This is a genomic window from Nostoc piscinale CENA21 (assembly GCF_001298445.1).
In the GTDB taxonomy this organism is placed as follows: Bacteria; Cyanobacteriota; Cyanobacteriia; order Cyanobacteriales; family Nostocaceae; genus Nostoc_B; species Nostoc_B piscinale_A.
In genome coordinates this window covers 3,030,543-3,048,323 of the sequence record NZ_CP012036.1, presented here as the reverse complement: position 1 = coordinate 3,048,323, position 17,781 = coordinate 3,030,543, and the positions used below count along the sequence as shown (strand labels likewise).

The 17,781-nt window shown below is 39.7% G+C and carries 10 protein-coding genes, 1 tRNA gene and 2 pseudogenes; 3 read left to right on the top strand and 10 right to left on the bottom strand.

Annotated elements, in window-relative coordinates:
- Positions 1-259: 259 nt before the first annotated feature.
- Entirely contained in the window at positions 260-1,159 is a 900-nt protein-coding gene (gene trhO / locus ACX27_RS13160) for an oxygen-dependent tRNA uridine(34) hydroxylase TrhO (protein WP_062298322.1), read from the bottom strand.
- A gap of 72 nt (positions 1,160-1,231) precedes the next feature.
- On the opposite strand from trhO, the gene ACX27_RS13155 reads away from it, so the two are divergent.
- Positions 1,232-1,304 (top strand) — tRNA-Ala (locus tag ACX27_RS13155).
- Between the two features lie 47 nt (positions 1,305-1,351).
- Here ACX27_RS13155 and ACX27_RS13150 read toward each other — a convergent pair.
- Positions 1,352-2,260, bottom strand: coding sequence for a S66 peptidase family protein (locus ACX27_RS13150; protein WP_062293040.1), 909 nt, complete (start codon positions 2,258-2,260; stop codon positions 1,352-1,354).
- A 226-nt stretch (positions 2,261-2,486) separates the two neighbouring features.
- The gene (locus ACX27_RS31695) at positions 2,487-2,675 is read right to left on the bottom strand and encodes a hypothetical protein (protein WP_144427451.1); all 189 of its coding nucleotides are present in this window, start codon (positions 2,673-2,675) and stop codon (positions 2,487-2,489) included.
- Positions 2,676-3,002: 327 nt separating this feature from the next.
- On the opposite strand from ACX27_RS31695, the pseudogene ACX27_RS13145 reads away from it, so the two are divergent.
- Positions 3,003-4,410, top strand: a pseudogene (locus tag ACX27_RS13145) (sensor histidine kinase).
- A 260-nt stretch (positions 4,411-4,670) separates the two neighbouring features.
- A complete protein-coding gene (locus tag ACX27_RS13140) occupies positions 4,671-5,126 on the top strand; it encodes a DUF2141 domain-containing protein (protein ID WP_062293037.1) in 456 nt (151 codons plus the stop codon).
- Here the strand turns inward: ACX27_RS13140 and ACX27_RS13135 are convergent.
- The 7 genes and pseudogenes from ACX27_RS13135 to ACX27_RS13105 form a co-directional block, all read right to left on the bottom strand.
- Positions 5,121-6,290 carry a HEAT repeat domain-containing protein gene (locus tag ACX27_RS13135; RefSeq protein WP_062293034.1) on the bottom strand — a complete coding sequence of 390 codons (1,170 nt, stop codon included), beginning with the start codon at positions 6,288-6,290 and terminating at the stop codon, positions 5,121-5,123. The genes ACX27_RS13140 and ACX27_RS13135 overlap by 6 nt on opposite strands.
- Positions 6,291-6,426: 136 nt before the next feature.
- Entirely contained in the window at positions 6,427-7,497 is a 1,071-nt protein-coding gene (locus tag ACX27_RS13130; RefSeq protein WP_062293031.1) for a DMT family transporter, read from the bottom strand.
- Between the two features lie 263 nt (positions 7,498-7,760).
- Positions 7,761-9,304: pseudogene (locus ACX27_RS13125) on the bottom strand (GMC oxidoreductase).
- A gap of 213 nt (positions 9,305-9,517) precedes the next feature.
- Positions 9,518-10,333, bottom strand: a complete 816-nt coding sequence (locus tag ACX27_RS13120) for an SDR family NAD(P)-dependent oxidoreductase (protein ID WP_062293028.1) — start codon at positions 10,331-10,333, stop codon at positions 9,518-9,520.
- 397 nt (positions 10,334-10,730) lie between these two features.
- Complete coding sequence (locus tag ACX27_RS13115) at positions 10,731-12,485, bottom strand: ShlB/FhaC/HecB family hemolysin secretion/activation protein (RefSeq protein ID WP_062293025.1); 1,755 nt, start codon at positions 12,483-12,485, stop codon at positions 10,731-10,733.
- 85 nt (positions 12,486-12,570) lie between these two features.
- Positions 12,571-14,919 carry a CHAT domain-containing protein gene (locus ACX27_RS13110; protein WP_062293022.1) on the bottom strand — a complete coding sequence of 783 codons (2,349 nt, stop codon included), beginning with the start codon at positions 14,917-14,919 and terminating at the stop codon, positions 12,571-12,573.
- A gap of 57 nt (positions 14,920-14,976) precedes the next feature.
- Positions 14,977-17,709 carry a COG1470 family protein gene (locus tag ACX27_RS13105; RefSeq protein ID WP_062293020.1) on the bottom strand — a complete coding sequence of 911 codons (2,733 nt, stop codon included), beginning with the start codon at positions 17,707-17,709 and terminating at the stop codon, positions 14,977-14,979.
- Positions 17,710-17,781 lie beyond the last annotated feature (72 nt).

The window sequence follows — 17,781 nt, the reverse complement described above, 5'->3', positions numbered from 1 at the left end:
ATTGCACTATCTCGTCATGCGGCAATGGTATGAATTAAAAATTACACGGAAGATAGGCAAGATATACTTCTGATGGATATAAGAAAAAGTGCTGAGTGCTGAGTGCTGAGTGGGGAGTGGGAAGCTAGTATTCTCAGGTGTTTCAAGCATAAATAACCTCTGCTTCGACTGCGTTCAGTAACCAGGGTGTAGGTATCCAAAACCCTTACACCCTTACACCCTTACACCCCTAAACTCTTACACCCAACCTCAACAAACATCACTCCTGACCTTGCAGAAGTTGGTACTGTCGCCATTTTTCTTGTTGACGGACTCGTTTTTCTTCCGTGAGTTGCTCAAAACAGTAGGGACAAGAAATACCCTCTTCATAGTGAGGAGAAGCTTTATCTTTGTCAGAAATTGGATGTCCACAACAAAAGCACAATTCATGGCTACCAATTTCTAAACTATGACTCACAGCTACTCGCTCATCAAAGACAAAGCATTCACCTTTCCATAAGCTTTCGGTGGCGGGAATTTCTTCTAAATATTTTAAAATGCCACCTTTAAGGTGATAAACTTCGCTAAATCCTTGAGCAAGCAGGAAGGATGAAGCTTTTTCGCAGCGAATTCCCCCCGTACAAAACAAAGCTACTTTTTTGTGTTGATTTGGGTCGAGGTGATGCTGGACATATTCTGGGAACTCCCGAAAGGATTGTGTGTGGGGGTTCTCTGCGCCTTGAAAAGTTCCAATTCTGACTTCATACTCGTTGCGCGTATCAATCACTGTCACTTCTGGGTCGGAAATTAATTTATTCCATTCAGCTGGAGTAACGTAAATACCTACTTGTTGATTGGGGTCAACTTCTGGCAAACCTAAAGTCACAATTTCTGACTTTAAGCGTACTTTCATCCGTTCAAAAGGTGGGGCTTGAGCGTAAGATTCTTTGTATTCTAAATCTGCTAAACGGCGATCGCTACTTAGATAGGCAAAAACAGCATCAATTCCTTGACTCGAACCGGCAATTGTGCCGTTGATACCTTCTGCTGCTAACAAAATTGTCCCTTTAATACCTTGTGCTAGACAGAAAGACAGTAAGGGTTCTTGTTTCTCGGCAAAGTCAGGCAAACTGACAAATTTATAAAATGCTGCAACAATTTGGGTATTTTCTTGGTTCATTCCTTTGGAAATGGAACAATTTTTAGGTACAATATTTAAAATAGCCAAATTAGACTACATTTTTAATTGTACGGGGGTTTAGCTCAGTTGGTAGAGCGCCTGCTTTGCAAGCAGGATGTCAGCGGTTCGAGTCCGCTAACCTCCATTTTTAATAATGGGTGTAAGGGTATAAGGGTGTAAGGGTGTGAACACCTACTCTCTACTCCCTACAAAATCCAATATTCCTTGATCACCGTCTAATCTAACTTCTACACCCACAGGTAAAGCCGCATTTTCTTCGCCGTGACCAAAGGGTAAATCTGAGACAATGGGAATCCCTAAATCACCCAAGCGATCGCGCAATACTTCCTCCACACTAAAGCTAGGTACATTGGTGGGAGGTTCGCAGCGGGTGAACCCTCCTAGAACTATCCCACGCACTTGAGATAAAACTCCACTCAACCGCCACTGGGTTAGCATCCGGTCAATTCGATATGGTGCTTCTGTAACATCTTCAAAAGCCAAAATCACACCTGTAAAATCGGGTTGCAATGGTGTACCTAAAAGATGAGTTGCAACTGTCAAATTACCCGGAAGCAAAATTCCCGATACTACTCCTCCACCCCATCCACAGCCTTTAAGTGAGTTTATTTGTTTTCCGGCTACCCAATTTAATAGTCGTTCTTTTGACCAGTCTGGTTCATTGGTAAATGTGGTCAACACAGGCGCGTGAACGCTAGAAATTCCCACATTAAACAAACTCCACAACAAAGCCGTAATATCTGAAAATCCAATTAGCCATTTTGGCGTTGTTGAGTTACTCTGCCAATCCCAACTTTCTAAAATGCGGGTGCTACCAAAACCACCTCTAGCACAGAGAATCCCACGGCAATCAGGGTCAGACCAAGCTGTGGCTAATTGATGACGGCGGATTTCGTCTTTATCTGCTAAATAGCCCCAACTTTGCTGAACATTCGGACTAATTTCTATCCGGTAACCACGCGATCGCCAAATTTCTATACTTTGATTAAAAGCATCAAATTCTCGCAAAGCACCACTAGGCGCTATCACGCGCAATAAATCTCCAGGTTTTAAGGGTGCAGGTACAATTGCTGATTTCATCAATAGATTTTTCAGGATTCAGAATTCAATAATTAATAGAACTCCAACTATATACTTTAGTCTTTGCAATGTACACTCATACCATTTCATAACAAAAACAGAGTCAATCGTTATTATCGACTCTGTTGCAGAGGATATTTTGATCAAACACACTTTAGAGGATTTCTAAGAAGTATTCAATGTTTATCTTTATGCCTTCTAGTTATCCTGCAAAATCAACGATAAATTAACTTTGAGGTGTAGTAGTAGGAGTAGGTGTACTGGTAGGACTAGGTGTGCTAGTAGGGCTAGGAGACGGGCTTTGCTGTGCAATTTCACCATTTGCTTGATTAGCATTTGGAAAATTGGAAAATAAAATCCCGCCAACAGCAGTACTTGCAAGCACCGCTACAACCATAGATGCTATACTCTTCATAACAATTTCCTTTTTGCAGAGATTTATGACACCTATTCTGATCAATCTGAAAAATTCTGCTATCTTGCTGAAGAAGTAAGCAGCAATTGATGGTTTAGTAACATTAGAGAGATGATAAATTCAGATTGATTGTGTATGTCAGAGCGATCGCTCTGCAAAACTAGATAAATTAGCAGAATTTTAAACTTTACATAAAGTAAAGATTTATTATTAAAATTTGGGAAAACTAAATACGGCAATACTGGCTTTTTTCGTACCTGAAATTTGTAACTATAGTTCAGGACGAAGCTGGGAAATATAATCCAAAAAATGCAAAGGATTGATTTTATGCTTGCTATACATAGCATGACAAATACTAATGAGCTTAATCTGCGGTTAGAGTCAACTTTGCAAGAATTACCTATGTGGGAAATTCAGGTTGAATTAGATTGTCCTGGAGATGAGTTAATTAGACTTTTTAGTCAAGAACCTTTACTTCCAGGCATTATTTTGACTAAAAACCAAGGTTTTCGAGGTATGATTTCGCGGCAAAAATTTTTTGAACACATGAGCCGTCCCTATAGTTTTGGATTATTTTCGCGCCGACCCATTGAAAATTTATATAACTTTCTTCAGCCAGATTTATTGATGATTTCTGGAGAAACGACAGTTGTAGAAGCAACTCAGAAAGCATTACAAAGATCCTTACATATTGCCTACGAGCCGATTTTAGTAGCAGCTACATCAGGAAAGTATGGTCTTATTGATTTCCATCAATTACTCTTAGCCTACTCTCAAATTTATGCTTTAACTTTAACTCATCTACAGTTTGCTGAGGAACAATCACAAATTGCTAAAGCTGGTTTTCAAGATTTGCAAAATAACTATACTCGTTTACTGCAAAATGAAAAAATGGCAGCATTAGGGCAATTAGTGGCTGGTATTGCTCACGAAATTAACAATCCTATTAACTTTATTGCAGGCAATCTTGTTCATGCTGTTGGTTACGCTCAAGACTTACTAGAATTAATTTGTTTGTATCAACAAAAATATCCAGATCCAGGCAAAAAAAATTAAACATAAGATTTCAGATATAGACTTAGAGTATGTTACATCTGATTTCCCAAATTTGTTGGCATCAATGAGGTTAGGCTGCGATCGCATTCAGCAAATTGTCCAATCTTTACGCAATTTCTCCCGTCTTGATGAAGCTGAGAAAAAAATAGTTGATATTCATGAAGGTATTGATAGTACGCTCCTAATTTTATCTAGTCGCCTCAAAGAAGAAGTTAATGGTCAAAGAATTAGCATTATCAAAGAATATGGAAAAATTCAGCCAATTGAGTGTTACGCTGGACTACTAAATCAGGTTTTTATGAATATTTTGTCTAATGCTATTGATGCACTACAAGAGGCAATTGTCAAAAATTCAGAGTTAAATCATCATAATTCTGGCTTATTAAACAAACCAGCTATTTGGATTCGTACAGAATTGATTAATGATCACCAAGTAAACATTCGGATAATTGATAATGGAACAGGTATTTCCGAAGAGATACAAAAATATTTGTTCGATCCATTTTTTACGACTAAACCAGTTGGTAAAGGTACAGGTTTGGGATTATCTATTAGTTATCAAATCGTTGTTGAAAAACATGGTGGACGATTACAGTGTTTATCTACTGTAGGTAAAGGAACTGAGTTTATCATTCAAGTCCCTGTAAGACTTTCATCAGATTTTGTCCAGAATATATAGCATTCCTAAATTATTTATGAACAAAAATATCTCTGACTGCTGAAACAAGTGGGTGATATAAAGCTCTCGATGTTGAGAATTACCATAGTATTTCTATTTTTGAAGAATAATTCAGAAGTAGAGGTCTATGGGTGGATTTATGTCTAAGTTATTTCTGATTTTTACCTCCAATATACTTGCCAATCTTAATCAAATCATGGCAGTATAACTCTGCACGTACTCATCACAGTAGTAATATTTGTTCTTTTGAAAGAAATTTTATGAGCAAAAAATTGAAAGTTAGCCTCGTCGTGCTTGCAGCTTTGGGAAATTTGGCTTTGCCATTGATGGCTAGGGCTAGTTTTAACGGTAATCTCACTGTAGAAATTGATGGCTTAAAAAATACAGAGGGGCAAGTTTGCGCCAGTATATTTGCCAGTAGTCAAGGATTTCCGAGCGATCGCGATCGGGTTTTAGAAAGACAATGTACTAAAATCACAGAAAAATCTGTCACCATCACTTTTACAAACTTAAAAGCAGGTAACTACGCCGTTGCTGTCATGCACGATGAAAACAACGACTTCACCGTAAATCGTAGTGATATAGGTTTTCCCCTGGAAGGTTTTGGATTTTCGCAAAACCCGGAAATTCGTAATCGAGCGCCCAAATTTGACGAAGCTGCGGTTCTAGTCGCAGGTGCAAATACAGATATCAAGATTCATCTGAAATATTTATAAGCCTGATTTACCAGAATCTTTTGGAACTTCTTCTGGTAGATTTGGTTGAACCGCCAAGCCACGCATTCGCTTCATCTGAGTTAACGCATACTTCGCGGTTGCTTGTACTTCTGCATCTGGATCTTCGAGTGCGTGGCTTAATATCTGACTCATTTGCGCCATCGTATCGTAGACACGGGTTAAGTCACGGATGGCGTTTTGTCTTACTTGGGGACTGTCATCTTGCAAAGAGACAGCCAAAGCCCGGTTAATTGGTTTGAGAACACGGGTGCTAATTTCGGACAAAGCCGCCAAAATTAAGCTGCGTTGTTGTGAATCAGCATCAATCATTAAGTCTAGTAAAGGTTGAATGGCGCGAGAATCTCCTTGCTGTCCTAAGTCCCAAATTGCCTTGCGCCGCTTGCTTGGGTCGGTACTGTGTAAATCTTTAATTAATTCATCAACAATATTCAGCTTGGCTAAACGAGAAGTTTTTTCTACGGGGATAATTTTTGCTGGTACTACTGATGTAGTTTCTGGTGCAGTGGTTTCTGGACTAAATGTTGGGCTTTCTAACTCTGGTGGCGGTTCGTGAACTGGCTCTTCTGTAGCTGGACTCAAGGCGAGAAGTGAAGAATCTTCTGGTGTTTGGGCTTGCTTGGCCTGACGCAATCTTTTTAAGAAAAACAGCAGTGCGCCAAGACTGCCAAAAATTCCCACTCCTAACAATGACCACCAAACAAAGTCTTTTTTCTTAGACTTGGCTGGAGGTTTAGATTGAGTATCTGGGGTGGGTGATGCCAAAATTGGCGAAGTTGGCAACGGATTTTGTGAGACAATGGCAGCTTTGAGACTCATCTGAGTTGTTTGGTCAGCAACTCCGTCTGTTCTTTTTAAAACCTTGGTTTTTTGAAATTGAGAGACAGCCATTTGGGTACTAGAACCGTAAGTTCCATCTACCGCCCCTTTGTAAAACCCTAAATCTTGCAATTGAGATTGTAATTTTTGTACTTCCAGCCCCTGACTACCCAATTTCAAAACCGCCTGCTTGGTGGGCTGGGGGGAATTTAATTGGGCAATTTTTGGGTATGTAGGGTTAGATGTGGCTGTACTTGGACGGTTGGGGTAAAAACCCAGACTAGTAAACCAGATGAATACCAGGATAGAGGAAGGACATCGCCTCATATTGCAAGCTTTAGCCTGAAGGTGATTTTGAAATTATCCATACCACAATAGCCTCTATTATGTCTAAATGTTAAGTATGGTTAACAGACTTTTGTGATTATTTATTCTTCCCCAATACTTGAGCTATGTACACAAATCAGGGTAAAGTTTCGGCTTCAGATTCTCTAACCTTGAGAGAAACAGAATTGAGTTTTTTTGATGATACTTCTAAAACTTGTGGCTGTTGTGTCGTAGTTGTTTCGGTGACATTGAGAGTTTGCTTCTGTCCGGCTAGGTTATCACGCTGATTAATGAGATAGATGCTGATTAATGTTAGCGCAACTCCTATCCATTGCAACGGACTGAGAATTTCGGAGAGGAAGATATTACCAAACAGTAGGGCAAATACTGGTGTGAGAAACGTCAAGGAACTGAGGCTAGTTAAACTACCACTAGAAGCAAAATAAAAGAATAAACCATAGGCGATCGCACTACCAAATACTGTGGCATATCCCAACGCCAGCCAATCGGGTGCAATGATATTCTGCCATTGCTGAGACTCTGTCACAGCCGAAACTCCCCATAATGGCAAACCCCCAATAATCATGTGCCAGCCAGTAGCACTTACCGGGTCAGCATAACGTGTCACAAATCGAATCAACACTGTCCCAATAGCCATCGACAGTGCTGCTAACAGCATTAACCATTCACCACTAGCAAATAAATCTTGCCAATTACCAATGGTGATATTTCCTTGCGTACCCAGCCAATGAAAAATCAATTCATCCGGTAAGCCAATTAAGCTAATACCTGTGACTCCTAAACCCAGTCCTAACCATCCCCAAAAACCAATGTGTTCTTGAAATAGCCACAGTGATAGTAAAGCCACTGCTAAAGGTTGGGAATCAATCATCACTGATCCTAACCCGGCACTAGTCCGCACCAAACCTTCTGCTAAAAAGCCTTGGAATAAAGTCCCATCGACCAACGCAAATAAAGAAATCCATAACCAGGCTTTCCAACCCTGTGGTTGGGGTCTACCCATCAGTGCGGCTGCAACCAAAATTAACACCCCGGCTGGTAGCAAGCGCACACCCGCCATGAATAGTGGTGTGGTGTGGGGGATAACGCCTTTCATAGCGACCATTGCTGTTCCCCAGAGGAAAAACGGCGCAATTAACAATAGAGGTGCGAAGGGTAGACGAAATGCACTGAGTTTCAGTTGCATGGATTTGCTGAGACCTTTAGTTCAGATGAGCAGAGATTGCTTTAACTAATTCTACCCAATTGTGTCTTTTTGTGAAGGAAATAATACTTAGGGTTGGGGAGTTGGGAGTGTGGGAAGTGTGGGAAATGAGGGGGAGAGAGGGGAAAGATTTCTTCACCATCCACCCACACCCCTGGATTTCTCTCTTGTGAGAAATCCAGTTTACACCCCTACACCCTTAGACCCTTGTACCCTTCCATCCCTACACCCTGATTCTTGGAGAGTCATTTAATTCTTTCTAATAAATGTTCGCCTACGCGCAAAGCATTGGCCATAATTGTGAGCGATGGGTTAACAGCAGCACTAGAAGGAAAAAAGCTGCCATCAACAACATAAAGATTATCAATATCATGGGTACGGCAATTAATATCTAAAACAGAGGTTTGGGGATTTTCGCCAAAACGGCAAGTACCGCATTGATGACCGACAGCATCTAAGCCGAGATTTTGAGTGATGTGTAATGAAAATTGTTGATTGGGTGCAGTTTGGTCAAGTGATTTTAAAGTTGTAATCCAGCGTTGAATTAAGCGATTAAAAGCTATTTGATTATTATTTTGATAGTTAATAAAAATTTTATCATCTTGCACAGATATCCGATTATTTACATCGGGTAAATCTTCATTCATTACCCACCAAGCCAGAGAATGATTCGCTATTTTCTCGGCAACAATATTGGGCATTAATGGCGGCCCATAGGCGATAATTCTATCTTTATGGATGTTACCCAGTGATTGGATGCTGCCCATTGGATAGTGAAAATCATGTTCACCCCAATAAAAATCAGTTATTGCTAGAGTTTTAGGAAAAACTGTAGGGTTTGGTTTTGTGCTTAAGGTCATGACGACTGCACAATTATGTACCATATAATTTCGCCCTACAAGTTTTGAACTATTGGCTAAACCTTGGGGGTGTTTATCGTTAGCAGATTTGAGTAATAATGCGGCGGAATTAATTGCACCTCCAGCCAAAACTACAATATTGCCAGAAAATATTTGTGACTGACCTTGAATTTCTGCTTCTACTTTTGTAACTTCTCTGCCAGATGGACTAGTGTGTAAGCGAACAACTTTGGCTTGCGTAATTAATGTGAGATTATTATAGGCGATCGCTGGACGCATACCATTAACTTCCGCATCACCTTTAGCATGAACCATGCAGGGAAAACCATCACAAGTGTCACAACGAATGCAAGCACTTAAATGACGGTTGACTTCGTTGAGTTTAATGGCGAGAGGTAAATAAAATGGATGTAAACCTTGATTTTTTAGCCCTAAATATAGTTCTTGAACGTAAGGTTCGTGACTAATAGCAGGAAAGGGATAATCATAATTTGTGGGTGGTTCCGTCGGGTCTAAACCACGTTTACCATGTACTTCGTAAAGTTTTTCTGCTTGGTCGTAATAAGGAGAAAAGTCTTGATATTTTAATGGCCATGCAGGTGAAATTCCGCCTTGATGAATTACTTCTTCAAAGTCTTTTGTGCGTAATCTAAACAACGCACCGCCATAGAATTTTGTATTGCCACCTACATAATAATGTGCGGCTGGATTGATGGGTTTATTATCTTGGTCATACCAAATATCGCTAGTACGATAGTAGTTTTTTTGTAATACTTGTTTGGTGTCCCAATTGTTTTTTTTCTCTAGGTAAAAAAAGTCCCTTGTTCTAGCACTAAAATTTTCTTACCGCTAGGAGCTAACTTGTATGCTAAAGTTCCACCACCAGCCCCAGTGCCGATGATGATAACATCATAATGATTATTCGACATTGATATGTAAACCTGTTAATTGGATAAGAATTCAGAAGTTAGAATTCAGGAGTCAGACTAAATTAGTAGTTATACCAATTCTGTATGAAGATGCACTGAATTAAAGAACGAACCACAAAGGGCGCATAGACGCGATAGCGGCTTCCCGAAGGGTAGAACACAAAGAAAGAAGAGATAAAAGATTAAATGCAATCTCACATATAATTGGTATTATCAACTTCGCATTTGCTTTTCAGCACAATTTTTGTTGAGTTTAGTGACACCTATCCATTTAAAAACTAAGTCACCAAATTTAGGAAAAAGCTGGAAATTAGAAAATAAAAGCTTGGAAACTAACCCATCTAAAATGACTTCGGCTTGATTTTGCTTGATGGCGTTTAAAATTGCGATCGCAACTTCTTGTGGTGGAGCAACACGCGCTAAACTAGGCGCAGGTACTCCCAAAGCTGAAAACATCCCAGTTGCAGTATATCCAGGACAAACTACAGACACGCCAATATTGGTATCAGCTAACTCTTGGCGTAAAGCATCAGTCCACATAATCAATCCTGCTTTACTAGCTGAATAAATACTGTTGTATGGCATTCCTTTTTTACCAGAACCAGAGGCAATATTCACAATATGACCACTATTACGAGCTAACATACTTGGTAAAATCAAGCGTGTTAATTCCATACCTGCAATTAAATTCGTGGTCAAAGTAGACTGAATATCTTGGAGAGCATAGTGCTGGAAAGGTCGATATTTTTCAACAGCAGCGTTATTAATTAAAATATCAATTTGACCTGAGACTTGATTAATTTGCTGAATTAATTTTGGCAATTCTGCTACTTGGCTAATATCAAATTCAATGCCAATTCCTCTACCACCCAAAGCTTCTATTTCTGTACAAATTTCATCTAACTTTGCTTGGGAACGAGAAACAGCAATGATTGTCGCTTTCTCCTTTGCTAAAGCACGCGCAATAAATGAACCAATACCGCCAGATGCTCCAGTTAAGAGTACTGTTTTACCTGCTATTGATGTCATAATCAATTCTGATGAATAAGGTGAATTGTTAAAGTTGTTTGTTTCTTTTGAGATGTAGTAGATATTTCACCTTTACAACAATTAGGAAACCTGAAATTAATTTTTGTAAGCTGATAATTCAAAACTCAATTTTGTTTTATAGAACACTTTTTTCGATGATTAATAATGCTGAAATACTAGTTTTCAGGTTTTAAATGTAGCGCAACCCCTGTTGGATTTTGACTTGAAATGACTTTATACAGGAGATTAATTTTTAATTTACTATATTTTAAAAATTGCGATCTCAATCTTTATTTTTTCTTTAGAAAATAATTATGTTTTGAACCCGCGTAGGCGGGTTTAGTTTGTGTAGCCCCAGACTTCAGTCTGAAGGCTATGTGCTGAGGATGTCTAGCCTCTACAACCGATAGCCAACGCTGAAGTAAAAACCATCATCTTGGGCGTTGCTTCCCCGGTCATCTAAGTCTATCAAGGGATATCCGTAATCAAGTTTAATATCAAGCTGTGGTATTGGTTGAAATAATACGCCCAGTCCAATACCTGCAATAAATTTTTGTCGTTGTAAAGTGTTGGGGTTATCATCCACATTCCAGACATAAGCCATATCAAAGAAAGGCGCAACTTGCAGTGTAGAATTACCGGATGCGTCGCGTTGGACTGTTAGGCGGTTTTCGACGGTGAAGCGCACACCATTATCACCAGCCCGGACGTTTTGGCGATAACCGCGTACTGACTGACCACCACCGACTACAAATTGCTGGGCGGGTAACAAAGCATTAGGGGTTAGTTGTAATTCGGCTTGGGCGACTAATATGCTATCTGTACCCAGGCGTTGGACTCGTTGCGCTTGTGCTAACCAGCTAAAAAATTGTCCGTCGGGGATTGGATTGGGATTGCTGGTAGCATCAAATATACCAAGACCGAAACTAAATAGCGATCGCAATGCCCAAGCACCGTTAAGATCCCGCACTACATAATCTTGACCAAATTTAATTACACGGGTGCGACTGTTACCTTCCTCATCTGGCCCAAAACCAAAGGGTGTCGGCCCTGCAAAGGTAAAGGTTTGTCCATTCTGCACCGCAAAACCTAAAGATAAGGCAAATTCTTCACGGGGTGTTCTAATTAATGGTTGTCTAAAACTAATTTCGTAGAGTTGCGATTCTCCACTGATATCAAAAGCCGCAAATGGTTCTTGCACCACATTCGTATCATTGAATGAGGTTCGCAGTTGTAAAGTGCCATCCATCGGGTTTAGAGGTAGGCGATAATTAAAATCAAAAATATTTGCGCCTCCCCTGGTTGTTAAATAATAGGCCGCACTAAATTCATCACCCAGACCAGAAAGGTTGCGATAACTAGCATTCACGCCCAATCTTTCCGAACCAATGCTAGGAGGAGAATAATTATCAACAGTCAAAGCTGCGTTGAAGGGTTGTGCTTCAGTAACACGCACTATCAAAATACTTTGACCAACTCCACTACCCGCCCGTAAACTAGCTTCGACGTTAGAAAATAAAGGGTCAGCCCGGAGTAATCTTAATTGGTCTTCTAATGCAGCAGTCAAAAGCGGCTTACCTGCGCCTAATGCTACACGACTACGCACATATTCAGGATTTAACCGTCTTGTACCTTGAACTTCAATTTTTTCGATTGTCCCTTCAATGACCCGAATTTCTACTACCCCATTATTAACGGTTTGGTCTACCAGAATTGCCCTAGAAGTAATGTAGCCTTGGTCAAGGTACAGTTGCGTGATTGCATCCGCTACTTTACGTAGTTCTTCGACTGTGACTTCACGCCCTTCTACAGGCTGAGTAATTGACTGGAATCTCTCTGGACGGAAAATTGTACTCCCAGTAACATTGATTTTTTCTACTTTAATAGTTTGAGAATTGTCTGGGTGTGGAGTTTCGGGAGTTGGTGTTGGGGTTGGTTGTATGGGGGGTTGTGATTCTGGTGGTAAGGGTTCTGGCGTTGTTCCTGGCTGGGGAAAGCGGTCTTGGTTTGGATCTCCTTGGGGATTTGGTGCTTGTGCTAATGATGGCGAAGCTAAAATGACACAAGCACAACTAAAAATCAGGCTAATAGATAGCCAATGTATGTATTTTTTGAATGCCCCAAAATAAACGGTAGATTTTAAATTTGACATTTTAAATTTTGGTTATAAAAAATCATTCCTATGTAAGATTTATTGTTTCTGGTTTTACTTGATTGTGTATCTTTTTTATTATTTTTTAATGTAATTCTCCTATTAAATTAAATCCTGCCCAATCTTTGGGATTAGGGTACTGCTTCATAGTGGCTAACATCGCCTGTTGTAATGCTTGGGCTTTATTCGGGTTTTGCTTTAACTGGCGATAAAATTCAGTAGTTAACACAGATGTTGGTGTATCTGGTGCTGCCCATTGTGAGACAATCACACTAGGTACGCCAGATGTCATTAGTGCTAGAGATAAACCCAGCACACCGTTGCCTATGCTACCATGTCCTGGTTCGCCAGCACTGATAAAAGCTAACCTCGCGTGTAAACGTTTGCCTTTTGGTTGATTATATAAGTTCAGAATTTCGCTGGCGGTGAGGAGTCCGGTATTTTCTCCAGCTAAAGCAATTCCGCCAGGGATACCTTGTCTTTTGATATCATCTAATACGCCATAAGTTGCTAAATGAATGATTTTGGCTTTGGGTAATAAAGGTAGTATTGCGGCTTTACTTGCTTGACTACCGATGAAAGCTTTGGTTTTAAATAAATCAGCAACAGCTAAAGCTTCTTGTTCGGAATTTATGAGTTGTGGTAAAGGTTGCGGTGCTTGATTAATTGCGTGGGAAATTTTTGGCATGGTAGGATTACCCACAACCACAACTTTACTCCCACCTGTTCTACTTCGTTGCTCTTTGGCTAACTGCAAGATTTGAATTGCTGGTACAGTTGAGATTGGGTGTTTTTCAATTAAATATTTACCAGAAATATCAATTAAAGCGGAGAAAGGTACAAAGTGTAATTCATCTTGGGTAATAAAAATTACTGGGGTCTGAGGATTTTCTGGTAATAAATCAATAATGGGTTTAATTAATAGTTGATGTAATTGTAATAACGGATTAACAAGCTGTTTGGCTTGATTTTCTTGACTATTTATTCCTAAATATTTAGGAATGCTGGCAACTATTTCGGAGATATTTTGGGTTGAAGTAAAGGTATTTTCTGGTGTGGGTTTGACTTTGCGGAATGTAATTTTACCTGTAGGCTGGATTACCCAAATATATAAGCCATCATCAGGGATAATAGAATATTTAACTAAAGTAGCTTTTTTTGATTTTGCAATTTTTTGAATATCAATAATTGTTGGTATAATAATTGACTTGTGGGCAACTTTTAAATTATTATCTTTAGGCTCAGAATCTAACCGCATTCCCATTAATTGTAAGAATGTCATAATACTGCCTTGTTCCGCTATTTTTAAGGCGGCTTCTGGCTGATTTTGGGTAATTAAAATTTGTTGTAGTAAGCGATAGGTATTGTTTTGTTCCGTCGCGTAATCAATTGTGTTACCTAAATCTAACCGTAGAGATGTCCAAGTTTTTATACTTGCTTCTAGTATCGTTTTCGCTTCATCGAATTTGTTGGAATTGAGATAAACAAAAGCTAAGTTATTTAAAGCTGTACCTTGGGTGTAATTATCTTTATTAGCTTTGGCAGAGTTTAATTGTTCTTGATATAATGCGATCGCTTGCTCGTATTCCTTGGCAAAAGTGTAAGCGCGTCCTAGTTGTCGGATGACTTCAGATTTTTGGGTTTTATCGGTAAGTTGTAGCTGTTGTTGATAAAATGCGATCGCAGCTTTAAAATCACCTTGAGTTTGGTAGGTCTCAGCTATCTGTTTAAAAGTCAAACTAACTATGGTATTATTGTTTAATTCCTGGGCTAATTTTAACTGTTGTTGGTAAATTGCGATCGCCTGGGAATATTGCCCTAATTTACGATAAGTTGCAGCGAGGTTTTGTAAGGAATCAATTTGCAGTTGATAGTTATTATTTTCCTTGGCCGTTGTGAATTGTTGGGAATAAAAAGCAATCGCTTGTTTATACTCGGTTACAGCATCATGGTCTAAACCAACATTACCTAAAAAAGCTGCTTCTCTATCGGGATTACCAATATCTTTTTTGAGTGCTGTTGCTTGTTCTTGATATTTTTTAGCTAACTTTTCATCGCCCAGATTAGTATATGTATTGCTGAGGTGTTCAAAAATTTGCACTGTCATTGATTGATTAGCAAAGTCTTGAGTTAACTGTAAACTTTGTTTGTAAAAATTAATCGCAGTTCTATATCTACCGAGAGTAAAGTAAGCGTCAGCAATGCGAAATAGTGCGGTGGCTTCTCCGGTGCGATCGCCTGTTATTTGATATAGTTTGAGTGATTCTTGTAAGGATGCTAAGGCTGATTTAAATTGTCCGTTTGTGAGTTGTCTATTACCAAGGTTTAAGAGTAAGTTGGCGCGATATTGTTGTGCGTCTATTGATTGGTTGGAGTTAGCGGGAAGAGGGAAGAGGAGGAGGAGGGTTATTGTTAATAATAGATGGAGTTTCATGTTTTTTTATCTCACACAGAGACACAGAGGCGCAGAGAGGAAATTGAGAGATTCGTGTTAATCAAATCCTGGGGGGAGTTCTAAGGGTGAGAGTTTATCTGGTTGGGATGGTATGGGGGAGTTAGGATTAGGTGCGGTGTTGTTGGTTGGAGATGGTGAGGTTCCGGGAGATGTACCGGGGGGTTGTGTTGTTGGTGGGTTGGGTGGAGTGGGAATTTCTGGTTTTGCGCCTTCTAATTGTGGTAGTTGTGGTTGATTGGTTGTGGAATTAGGTGGTAAAAAAGTTTCGATGGTGACGGAACGAGTTACTTTTTCACCAGCAGTATTAGTGACTTGTAAAGTGATGGTTTCGCTGCTGGGTTGTTGATTAACAGGGTATGGTATTGTACCGTTACGAGGGATATCTCCGGGTGCGGGAAGAAGTTCGACTTTAATGTTATTGCTACCTTCGACTTTCCAAGATAAGTTGAGGGGTTTGTTTGGTTTTAGTGGATTAATTACTATGGGATATTTGGGTAAGGGGTTGTTACCATCAATTTTAAATTCGAGAATTTTGCTGGGTAGAGGTTGGACTTTTACTAAGTCTGTTTTTTGAGTAATACTTGGTTTATCTGTGTCAGTTTTAGTAAAAACTTGCAGTTCAAATATATAGTCACCTGCGCCGCGATTATTAGCAGGAATGTTGCGACAATTTAGTAGATTTTCTTGTTGGTTACAGAAGGCTTTGATGGTGTCTGGTATACCTTGACTAACATTATAAGTTTGTAGTGGACTGTTAACTAAATTTTCAGGCGATCGCCCAATTACTCGTAATTCTTTTATCTTATCTAAATCGTTAATTTTCCAGTTGAGGCGAATGGTGTCTGGGCTAATTTTGGTAGTGCTAGGTTTAACTTCTTGGTAAACAGATTGTGCTGGAGAAAATTCTAAAACTTGAGGTGGAGGAATGGGGACAATTTTAATCGTATTAGTTTTAATTGTGTCTGCTGGTAAGTCAGGATTATCTTTAGCAAATGCTTGCAGTTGAAAAGTATAATCTCCTGGTTTCCGCGCATCGGTAGGAACGTTAGAACAAGTTAATACTGCACCCATTTCGCAGAATGGTTGTAACTCGTTGGGCAGTTTACCATTAAAGGTATAAACTACAGGTTGCACCGCCGCCGTACCATCAGCAAATAAGCCAGTTAAAGATAAAGTTTGTAATTTTTTAGGGTGGCGAATTTGCCAACTTAAGCGAATAAAATCATTATTTGATGCTTGATAAGTAGAATCAGAGGAGAGAAATTGCAGAATTTTGGGAACGGTGGGGGGACGGAATAACCACAACCAAATCAAAAATGCGATCGCACCAATAATTCCTAAAGCCGTCAGTAATACGAGTAAAAATTGCCACCAAGGACGCGGTTCCCAAATTAAGCTTCCGGGTAAGGCGGGGTTTGGTAAAGGTATTTGTTGCTGATCTACTAATTCAATGCGAAAATTCAGCAATCTTCCCGCGCCGAACATGGGACGATACCACCATTTCACAGGTGTGACTGTCACTTGTGTCGCAGCTTTTTCCCCAGGTAATACACGTAAAACTGTTGGCGAAGTTACGTAAGTACATACCTTATCTTCATCGACAGGAACCGCCTGACAAGTAATTTCTCTGACAGTATTACCCGCATTCGTTAATTTAACTTCAAAAGTTCCACCTTTGCGTCTCACCCGATTTACTACTATCAGCATTTCTGCATTCAGCAGGTAAGACGGTAAAATTTCCCAATAAATCACATCCAACAGCATCAAATCAGGGTTGTTGGCGGAGTATAGGCGGATGCTGGGGTAATAAAGTCCGGCGTTTGCGCCTAGTGGTGGTTGGAACTGAAGTAAGATTTCTCCTTTCTCGCCAGGGTTGAGGTTCAAACCCATATTGGGGATGACAAGTCCGGCTGTTTCCAATCCTTCGGGATAGCGGATACTCACCCACTCTTCGGGTAAATCAAGACAACTGAGGCGAAATCTATCTACCCTATCTGAACGGTTGTGAACATTGACATTCACTTGCAAGATTCCGCCTGGGGGAATTTTGGCAGGCGATCGCGAACTAGTTAAAGGTAGTAAGCTAAAAGTCGGGTCACTAACTCTAACAACCGTTTCAATTGCAGGTAAAACCTGAATTTTTGCCCCATGTCGAATTGGCGTATCTTCAGGATAATGTAACGGCGCATCAACAACAATTGTATAGTTATAAGTGCTAGGAATTGCTGTTACAGGTACTTGAAATTCAAATAACACCTCACCCACAGAATTAGGGCCTAGTGCTAACCTTTGCTTTGGTGCATCACACCATTGAATTAATTGCGGCGATAATTCATCAATAAAAATATCAATTAACGCACTTTCTTGACCTTTATTTGTCACAGTGACATTAATTTCAAATTTTCCCCCAGCTTGAATTGCATAATCACCAGAAGGATTAAAAATAATTGCTAGAGGATTCCCTGGTGCAAGGGTTTGTTGCAGAGTTTGTTGTTGAAGACCACGTTTTGCTGCCAAATTAACGCGATATTTCACCTCACCAGCAGTTAATATTTGCTGCACAAAACCTGATTCAACTAATTCATCTAATAAAGCTAATGTCGCTTGTTGATTTAAATCTAAATGAATTGATACTTGAGTGAGGGTAACGCTATCAGGACGCTTAATCAACCACTGGACAATTTTGCGCTGTTGTGGCGGTAACAGTAACACATCTGCCATACTCAAACCGAGTTGAGAGTTGCTAGTTCTTGAATTTATGGCAGTCATGTTTACCCCCAAAAAAATTAAAAGTAAAAAGGTAAAAGTAAAAAGGATTTTAACTACGTCTATTAGTGTTCA